At 56.9% G+C, this 9,232-nt stretch carries 8 protein-coding genes and 1 pseudogene; 4 read left to right on the top strand and 5 right to left on the bottom strand.

The annotated features are described in order from the left end of the window. Positions 1–25: 25 nt before the first annotated feature. Positions 26–610 (top strand): annotated as a pseudogene (locus IBX54_RS01805) (ISAzo13 family transposase); the annotation flags it as partial. Here the strand turns inward: IBX54_RS01805 and IBX54_RS01800 are convergent. The 5 genes from IBX54_RS01800 to IBX54_RS01780 form a co-directional block, all read right to left on the bottom strand. After that, a complete protein-coding gene (locus IBX54_RS01800; protein WP_296540943.1) occupies positions 602–1,636 on the bottom strand; it encodes an inorganic phosphate transporter in 1,035 nt (344 codons plus the stop codon). The pseudogene IBX54_RS01805 and the gene IBX54_RS01800 sit on opposite strands and share 9 nt — an antisense overlap. Positions 1,637–1,656: 20 nt before the next feature. Then, entirely contained in the window at positions 1,657–2,304 is a 648-nt protein-coding gene (locus IBX54_RS01795; protein WP_296540942.1) for a DUF47 domain-containing protein, read from the bottom strand. 173 nt (positions 2,305–2,477) lie between these two features. Then, positions 2,478–5,075 carry a bifunctional aconitate hydratase 2/2-methylisocitrate dehydratase gene (acnB, locus tag IBX54_RS01790; RefSeq protein ID WP_296540941.1) on the bottom strand — a complete coding sequence of 866 codons (2,598 nt, stop codon included), beginning with the start codon at positions 5,073–5,075 and terminating at the stop codon, positions 2,478–2,480. Positions 5,076–5,185: 110 nt separating this feature from the next. Beyond that, positions 5,186–6,232: an aldolase/citrate lyase family protein gene (locus IBX54_RS01785; RefSeq protein ID WP_296540940.1), complete on the bottom strand. Its 1,047-nt coding sequence runs from the start codon at positions 6,230–6,232 to the stop codon at positions 5,186–5,188. A 21-nt stretch (positions 6,233–6,253) separates the two neighbouring features. Then, complete coding sequence (locus IBX54_RS01780) at positions 6,254–7,240, bottom strand: malate dehydrogenase (protein ID WP_296540938.1); 987 nt, start codon at positions 7,238–7,240, stop codon at positions 6,254–6,256. Positions 7,241–7,421: 181 nt separating this feature from the next. Between IBX54_RS01780 and IBX54_RS01775 the strand changes: the two genes are divergently transcribed. From IBX54_RS01775 to sdhD, 3 genes are all read left to right on the top strand, one after another. Further along, positions 7,422–8,225 (top strand): GntR family transcriptional regulator, encoded by an 804-nt coding sequence (locus IBX54_RS01775; protein WP_296540937.1) that lies wholly within the window; start codon positions 7,422–7,424, stop codon positions 8,223–8,225. A gap of 181 nt (positions 8,226–8,406) precedes the next feature. Beyond that, positions 8,407–8,850, top strand: coding sequence for a succinate dehydrogenase, cytochrome b556 subunit (gene sdhC / locus IBX54_RS01770; RefSeq protein ID WP_296540936.1), 444 nt, complete (start codon positions 8,407–8,409; stop codon positions 8,848–8,850). 15 nt (positions 8,851–8,865) lie between these two features. Then, positions 8,866–9,231 (top strand): succinate dehydrogenase, hydrophobic membrane anchor protein, encoded by a 366-nt coding sequence (sdhD, locus tag IBX54_RS01765; RefSeq protein ID WP_296540935.1) that lies wholly within the window; start codon positions 8,866–8,868, stop codon positions 9,229–9,231. Position 9,232 lies beyond the last annotated feature (1 nt).

Below are 9,232 nucleotides of genomic sequence, written 5' to 3'. Positions count from 1 at the left end.
CTTACAAATTTAACTATCGAACTCGGGAGCGCCTGACAAAGTTCAGGTTCACGACTTCATTGACAAGGATCTCGGTCGCGCGAATCCATACGGGGTTTATGACATTGGCGCTGATGAGGCATGGGTCAGTGTGGGTACTGACCATGACACCTCTGCATTTGCCGTGCAAACCATTCGACGCTGGTGGTTAAGCATGGGCAAAGAGCGCTACCGCCAAGCCAAAAAATTGACCACTACCGCTGACAGTGGCGGCAGTAATGGGCATCGCGTTCGCCTGTGGAAGCTCGAACTCAGTCAACTGGCCAAAGAGATTGGAATGGAGATTGAGGTTCACCACTTTCCTCCAGGAACGAGCAAGTGGAACAAGATCGAACATCGCCTCTTCTCGTTCATCACCATGAATTGGCGTGGCCGTCCGCTGGTCAGTCATGAGGTCATCGTCAACCTCATTGCCAACACCAAAACGCGCAGTGGCTTGACGGTGCAAGCCGAACTCGACACCGCCTAGTATCCAAAAGGTTTGGTCATCTCCGATGCGCAGATGGCGGACATAAAAATTGACCGCAACGAATCCCATGGTGACTGGAACTACTGCATCCGGTCAGACTGAATTGGATAGGTTATTTATTAACAGGCCCTTACTGATCCAGTAAGCCACCGCCGCAACAAATGCACTGGCTGGAATGGTCAAAATCCAGGCCCAGATGATGTTGCCGGCCAAGCCCCAACGCACCGAGCTGGCGCGCCGTGAGGCACCCACGCCCACAATGGCGCCGGTGATAGTGTGTGTGGTTGACACCGGAACGCCCAAGGCGGTCGCTAAAAACAAGGTGATGGCACCGCCGGTTTCGGCACAAAACCCACCTACCGGCTTGAGTTTGGTGATTTTTTGCCCCATCGTTTTCACAATGCGCCAGCCACCAAACATGGTGCCCAGGCCAATGGCTGTGTAACAGATCAGAATGACCCAGGTCGGCGGCGTGCTGTCGGTCACATTGGTGTAGCCGGTGGCGATCAACAGCATCCAGATGATGCCAATGGTTTTTTGCGCATCGTTGCCCCCGTGCCCCAGGCTGTAGGCACCTGCAGAAACCAATTGCCAGCGCCTGAACCATTTGTCAACTTTGAGCGGCCTGAAGTTGCGAAAGCTCCAGGACACCAGAATCATCATGACGGATCCGAGTAAAAAACCCAGCAGGGGTGAGACGAAAATAAACACCACGGTTTTTATAATACCGACAGAAATTAACGAGCCAACACCCGCCTTGGAGATGGCAGCCCCCACAATGCCGCCAATCAGGGCGTGCGAAGAACTGCTGGGAATGCCGTAGTACCAGGTGATGAAGTTCCACACGATAGCGCCAACCAGAGCGCCAAAAACCACGTGGGTATCGACGATGCCGGGCAGCACAATGCCCTTTCCAATGGTGGCAGCAACACTCAGGTGGAAGATAAAAATGGCCGCCACATTGAAAAAGGCAGCGAAGACCACAGCTTGCCCCGGCTTGAGCACACCGGTAGAGACTACGGTGGCAATGGAATTGGCGGCATCGTGAAAACCGTTCATAAAGTCGAACACGACGGCCATCAACACCAGAACAACAACCACCCACAGCGCAGTTTGAACAGTTTCCATGAGCCTGAACCTCGCCCCAATCAGGAGTTTTCGAGGACCACGCCCTCGATCAGGTTGGCCACGTCTTCACAGCGGTCAGTGATGGTCTCCAGCAATTCGTAAATGGCTTTAAGTTTGATGATCTCACGCACATCGGGTTCCTCGCGGAACAATTTGCTCATGGCAGTGCGCATCACGCGGTCGGCATCGCTTTCCAATTTATCAATTTCATCGCAGGTTTTCAAAGCGGCATCGGCGGTGGATGGGTTGGCAATCTTGTTTAGCAATTGCACCGCGGCGCGGACCCGTTCGCAGCATTTGACGCTCAACTCGGTGAGCCGTGTGATCTCATCGGTCATGTTATGGATGTCGTACAAGGCCATGGTCTCGGCGGAATCCTGAATCAGGTCGGCCACATCGTCCATGGTATTGATCAGATTGTGAATTTGTTCACGGTCGATCGGCGTGATGAAGGTCTTGTGCAGTGCCTTGTTGACCTCATGCGTGATGCGGTCTGCAGCGCCTTCGGCCTGATTCACCTCGCGGTGGTATTTTTCACGCAGGGCCAGATCGCTGTAATTGGCCACCAGTTTGGAAAAGGCATGCGCTGCCTCGACGATGTGATCGCTGTGTTGGTTGAACAGTTTGAAAAAATTGGTGTCGCGCGGAAGCAGTTTGCCAAAAAACACAGGGAACTCCTCGGAATTGTTTCAAAACCATGACGGTTTGATGACTGCCCCGAGTTTAACTGTCAGCGGCTGCCATCAGAAATGCAAACGCCCCACAGTGGCGACTGCAGGGCGCTATGGCTATGGTAGTGCACCGGGCAGCGTCTCTTGAGACGCCGCTTGAGCAAGGCAAATCAGACCGTGGCGGTGTCCTTCACCGAGGCCGCAGCATCGGTGTAGTCCTGCACCTTGTCAAAGTTCAGGTACTGGTAGATTTTGCTGCTGGCGGCCGTCAGCACGCCCATGTCGGCCATGTACTCTTCCTTGGTCGGGATGCGGCCCAGTTTGGCGCAGATGGCAGCCAATTCGGCGCTGCCCAAATACACATTGCTGTTCTTGCCCAGGCGGTTCGGGAAGTTGCGGGTGGACGTTGAGAACACCGTGGCACCTTCTTTCACCTGCGCCTGGTTGCCCATGCACAGACTGCAACCCGGCATTTCCATGCGCGCGCCGGCAGAACCCAGCACGCCGTAATGGCCTTCTTGGGTGAGCTGCTTGGCATCCATCTTGGTGGGCGGTGCCATCCACAGCTTGACCGGGATGTCGCGCTTGTTTTCCAATAATTTGGAGGCGGCGCGGAAGTGGCCAATGTTGGTCATGCACGAACCGATGAACACTTCTTCAATTTTGGAGCCAGCCACGTCCGACAGGGTTTTTACGTCGTCGGGGTCATTCGGGCAGGCCACGATCGGCTCATGAATGTCGGCCAGGTCGATCTCGATCACGCTGGCGTACCCGGCATCGTCATCACGCTTGAGTAGTTGCGGATTCTCCAGCCAGGCTTGCATGGCCTTGATGCGGCGGTTGATGGTGCGCACGTCCGAGTAGCCATTGGCAATCATCCACTTGAGCATGACAATGTTACTGTTGAGGTACTCGATGATCGGCTCTTTGTTGAGGTGTACCGTGCAACCGGCAGCGCTGCGTTCGGCGGACGCGTCCGAGAGTTCAAACGCCTGCTCAACCTTGAGGTCTGGCAAACCTTCGATTTCAAGAATGCGGCCCGAGAACACGTTTTTCTTGCCTTGCTTGGCCACAGTCAATTCGCCCGACTTGATGGCGTACAACGGAATGGCATTGACCAGGTCACGCAGTGTGACACCCGGTTGCATCTTGCCTTTGAAGCGCACCAGCACGCTCTCAGGCATGTCCAGCGGCATGACGCCAGTGGCCGCAGCAAAGGCGACCAGGCCTGAGCCGGCCGGGAAGCTGATGCCGATCGGGAAGCGGGTGTGGCTGTCGCCGCCGGTGCCCACGGTGTCGGGCAAGAGCATGCGGTTGAGCCAGCTGTGGATGATGCCGTCACCCGGGCGCAGTGGAATGCCGCCGCGGTTGCTCATGAACTCTGGCAGTTCGTGGTGCATCTTGACGTCCACCAGCTTGGGGTAAGCCGCGGTGTGGCAGAAGGACTGCATCACCAGGTCGGCGCTGAAGCCCAGGCAGGCCAGGTCTTTGAGCTCGTCGCGGGTCATCGGGCCGGTGGTGTCCTGCGAGCCGACGCTGGTCATCCTGGGTTCACAGTAGGTGCCGGGCAACACACCCTGACCTTCAGGCAGACCACAGGCACGGCCGACCATTTTTTGCGCCAGTGTGAAACCCTTGCCGGTGGCTTTGGGGTTTTGCGGCAGACGGAACAGGGTTGACACCGGCAGCCCCAGGGCTTCGCGCGCCTTGCTGGTGAGGCCGCGGCCAATGATCAGGGGAATGCGGCCACCGGCGCGCACTTCGTCAAACAAGACCTCGCTCTTGAGCTTGAACTCGGCGATGACTTTGCCGTCTTTAAGGGCTTGACCGTCATAAGGGCGCAACTCGATGGTGTCGCCCATGTTCATCTGGCTCACATCCAGCTCGATCGGCAGGGCACCCGCATCTTCCATGGTGTTGTAAAAAATCGGCGCAATCTTGGCACCCAGGCAGACACCGCCAAAACGCTTGTTGGGCACAAAGGGGATGTCTTCGCCGGTGAACCACAGTACGCTGTTGGTGGCAGACTTGCGGCTGGAGCCGGTGCCGACCACGTCGCCCACGTAGGCCACCAAGTTGCCACGGGCACGCAGGTCTTCGATGAACTTGACCGGGCCGCGCTTGCTGTCTTCTTCGGGGGTGATGCCGTCGCGTTTGTTTTTGAGCATGGCCAGCGCGTGCAGCGGGATGTCGGGGCGGCTCCAGGCATCGGGGGCGGGGGACAGGTCGTCGGTATTGGTTTCACCGGTGACCTTGAATACGGTCAGGGTGATGCTTTGCGGCACTTCCGGGCGGCTGGTGAACCACTCGGCATCGGCCCAGCTTTGCAGCACGGCTTTGGCGAGCACGTTGCCTTTGTCGGCCTTTTCCTTGACGTCATGGAACTGGTCGAACATCAGCAGGGTTTTCTTCAGGGCTTCTGCAGCCACGCCGGCCACGGCTGCATCGTCGAGCAGATCGATCAGCGGGGTCAGGTTGTAACCACCGAGCATGGTGCCGAGCAATTCAGTGGCCTTTTCACGGCTGATAAGGCTGCATTTTTCGGTACCGTGCGCCACAGCGGCGAGGTAGCTGGCCTTGACTTTGGCAGCATCGTCCACGCCCGCTGGCACACGGTGCGTGATTAATTCAAGCAAGAAAGCCTCTTCACCCTTGGGCGGGTTTTTGAGCAACTCAATCAGTGCAGCGGTTTGCTGTGCCGTCAAGGGCAGTGCGGGAATGCCGAGTGCGGCGCGTTCGGCGACGTGGGCACGGTAAGTTTGCAACATGGGAACTCCTTTTAAATCAAAAAATGCGCTGGGTGGTAATAACAGGTGATGGTGGTCAGGCGGTCAAGCAAAAGCAACAGGCAAGAGCCTATGGATAAGATTGGCCATCATCAGGGAGAGAAAAAGACCTGGGCAGGATCATGGCTTTGCAATTTCGCGGTTTGATGGGCCCGCATCAGCACTTGCCAAAAATAACGATAACTGGCGCGGTCATGCAAATGGCCATCAATTGAAATGGGCGCCCAATCTGCGGCATGCGCGGCACAGAGGATGCGGCTGGCTTGATCTACTTCATTGGCTGCTGGCGCGAATGCCGCCAGGATGGGGCGAATCTGATCCGGGTGGATGCTCCACATGCGGGCGAAGCCCAGGGCGCGGCTGGCGTAGCTGGCTGCCTTTTTCAGTCTGACAGCGCTCTTGAACTCGGTCACCACGCAATGAGAAGCCACTTTGCCAAAGGCGTGACAAGCCGCTGAAATAGCCAGCTTGGCGCGCACCACCAGCGGGTGACTGAATTGATCAAGGTCCTCGGGCAGACTGAGTTCAGACATGCCCATGGCGCTGGCCGGAATCGCACCGCCATGGGACGAGACAAAGTCCATCAAACCAAAACTGAGCGATTCAACGCGGGGATGCGCAGCAATGGCTGCCACATGGTGCACCGCAAGTGGTGACTCAATCAACACGTGCAGCGGCAAGTGTCTGGCACGACCGTTGGCTTTTTCAGCCGGGTCAATCTGGCTCAGGGCGCGCTCAATGTCTGCCACCGAGTCCACCTTTGGAATCATTACGTGGCACAAAGCCTGTGCCGAGCGCCCGATGATGGCGGCCACATCCTGCGCAAACGCGGGGTGATCTACCGGGTGCACCCGGGCTGCGATGCGAGCGCGGTGCCGGGGTGCCAGCTGCTGGCTGGCAGACCAGGCGCTATTAGCCAGCTCTGCGACCATCTGGGCGTGGTCTTGTTCGCCACCGACGGGGGCGCCATCCTCGCAATCGAGTGTCACATCAAAAGCGCAGGTGCCCAGCTCTTGTGCCAGTTCGGCTTGCAAAGCCAAGCTCTTGACCATGCGCGCATGGACGCCGCAGTAGTGGTCACACACCGGCAGCGGTGGGCCCGCTGCCGGGCCCAGCAATACGTCCCGCGGGTGGGTCACGAGCCAGACTCTGGGCTGGTTTTACAGCAGGTGGGCGATGCCGGCCTGCTCGTCCTGAAGTTCTTTCAGCGTCTTGTTGATGCATTCCTGGCTGAAGGCGTCAATGGACAATCCTTCGACCAGTTTGTACTCGCCACCTTCGCAGGTGACAGGGAAGCCAAACATGGTGTCCTTCGGAATGCCGTATTCGCCGTTGGAGGGAATACCCATGGTGACCCACTTGCCGTTGGAGCCCAAAGCCCAGTCGCGCATGTGATCGATGGCGGCGTTCGCTGCCGAGGCTGCCGAAGACACACCGCGCGCAGCAATGATGGCTGCGCCGCGCTTGCCAACGGTCGGCAGGAACACGTCCTTGTTCCAGGAGGCATCGTTGATCATGTCCTTGACGCTCTCGCCATTGATGGTGGCAAAACGGTAGTCGGCATACATGCTCGGCGAGTGGTTGCCCCAGACCGCCATTTTTTCAATGGCAGCCACAGCCTTGCCGGTCTTGGAGGCCAATTGGCTCAAGGCGCGGTTGTGGTCGAGGCGCATCATGGACGTGAAGTTTTTGCGCGGCAGATCGGGGGCGCTCTTCATGGCAATGTAGGCGTTGGTGTTGGCCGGGTTGCCCACCACCAGCACGCGCACATCGCGGCTGGCCACGGCATTGAGGGCCTTGCCTTGCGCAGTGAAAATTTCCGCGTTGACGGCCAGCAGCTCGGCGCGTTCCATGCCCGGGCCACGGGGGCGCGAACCGATCAGCAGGGCGTAATCCACGTCCTTGAACGCGGCCATGGGGTCGCTGTGGGCTTCCATGCCAACGAGCAAGGGAAAGGCGCAGTCTTGCAGCTCCATCATGACCCCTTGCAGGGCCTGCTGGGCTTTTTCAACCGGGACTTCAAGCAGGCTCAGCACGATGGGCTGATCCTTGCCTAACATTTCGCCGGAGGCGATGCGAAACAGAATGGCGTAACCAATTTGACCTGCGGCACCGGTAACAGCTACACGGACGGGCTTTTTGCTCATGGTGAAATCTCCAGAAGGGTTAAGAAAAAAATTCGGTGGGTGCAGGGTGAACAACGTTGAGCCACCCTTTCAGGGCACCAAGTGTACTCTCGAAAGTACTAATTCGTCAATTTGTCTTATGTCTTATATAAGATATGATTCGGCAAAATACGACAATGTTATTCATTGAGACAAACCCACCATGTCAAGCTTTCCTGATCCTGTCATCGAGCCAGTCTTGACGGCACCCGAGCCCGCTATTTGGCAGGCACCAACGCCAACGCCGGCCTTCAGTCCGCTGTACCGGCAAATCAAGGGCCTGATCCTCAACAGCCTGCGCGCAGGCGAGTGGAAGCCTGGCGAAATGATTCCCAGTGAAATGGATTTGGCTGCGCGCTTTCATGTAAGCCAGGGCACGGTGCGCAAGGCGATTGATGAATTAGCGGCCGAAAATCTACTCGTGCGCCGTCAAGGCAAGGGTACTTTTGTAGCGACCCATTCCGAGCAACAGGTGCAGTTCCGGTTCCTGAAATTGGTGCCCGACAGTGGCGCCAGGGGAAGCGAAGGCCCGGCGCAGCGCGACATCATTGAATGCAAGCGCAACCGCGCCAATGCCGATGTGGCGCGCGCACTGGACTTGCACAACGGCGATAACGTGCTCCAGGTGCGCCGCGTGCTCAGCTTTGGCGGCACCCCCATCATCCTGGAAGACATCTGGTTGCCTGCAGCGCCTTTCAAGGGCCTTTCAGCCGAGCAATTAACCAACTACCAGGGGCCCATGTACGCCCTTTTTGAGACCGAATTCAATGTGCGCATGGTGCGTGCCGAAGAAAAAATCCGGGCCATACCTGCCACGACCTTGCATGAGCAACTGCTGAAAGTCGCGCCTGGCACACCTTTGTTGAGCGTGGAGCGCATTGCCTACACCTACCGTGATGAGCCCATGGAACTGCGCCGCGGCTACTATCGAACTGATACCCATTATTACCACAACGCGCTTGGTTGACTGTTTCCGTAGCACTGTCAGCTTGAAGTCTGTTTGGTGTGTCATCCTTCTGTATTTAAAGAAAATGTTTGATTGACATCAAACGACGGACAGGTCTGGCGCCTGCAGCGTTGCAATAGAATTTACCGGTTCTCATTACACACGCGGGTATCCAGTCGTTAACTAACCATGAAAGCATCGTATGTCTGAATCAGCGGCTAACACAGCAAAAAAACGTCCAGAGTTTTACAACATTGATGGCGCCTCGCTCATCAGCTACCGATGGCCAATTGCTTCGATTGCGTCTGGCATGCATCGGGTCAGCGGCGCTATTCTTTTTTTCCTGATGCCCTTCATCATCTGGATGTTTGACAACTCCATCTCTTCCGAAATTTCTTTCCTCAAATTCAAGTCGGCCTTCAATGAGGGCATGCTGGGTTTGCCAGGCTTCATCTGGAAGTTGGTGGCTTTGGGTGTCATCTGGGCCAGCCTTCACCATTTCATTGCGGGTCTGCGCCACCTTTGGATGGACACGCACCACGAGCACGTGACCAAGGACTTCGGCCGTCAGACTGCGGCAGCGGTTCTGGTGCTGACCCTCACGCTCACACTGGTGCTGGGCGCCAAACTTTTCGGTCTTTACTAAGTTCAGGAGATACACATGTCTGTCAATTTCGGATCCCACCGCCTGGTTGTTGGCGCTCACTATGGCATGCGCGACTGGTTGTCGCAGCGCGTCACTGCCGTCATCATGGCTTTGTTCACCGTGCTGGTGATTGCACAACTCATCTTCAGCAAGGGCCCGATCGGATACGAGCTGTGGGCCGGCATCTTTTCGCCGCAATGGATGAAATCGCTGACCTTCCTGGTCATTCTTTCCCTGCTTTGGCATGTTTGGGTTGGCATGCGCAACATTTTTCAGGATTACGTCAAACCTTACGGCGTGCGTTTTGTCATGCACGTGTTTGCCATTGCCTGGCTGGTCGCCTGTACCGGCGGTGCCATCGAAGCCCTGTGGCGCCTTTAAG

The sequence above is a fragment of the Rhodoferax sp. genome (assembly GCF_014859475.1).
In the GTDB taxonomy this organism is placed as follows: domain Bacteria; phylum Pseudomonadota; class Gammaproteobacteria; order Burkholderiales; family Burkholderiaceae_C; genus Rhodoferax.
This window is presented reverse-complemented; position numbering and strand designations above follow the sequence as displayed.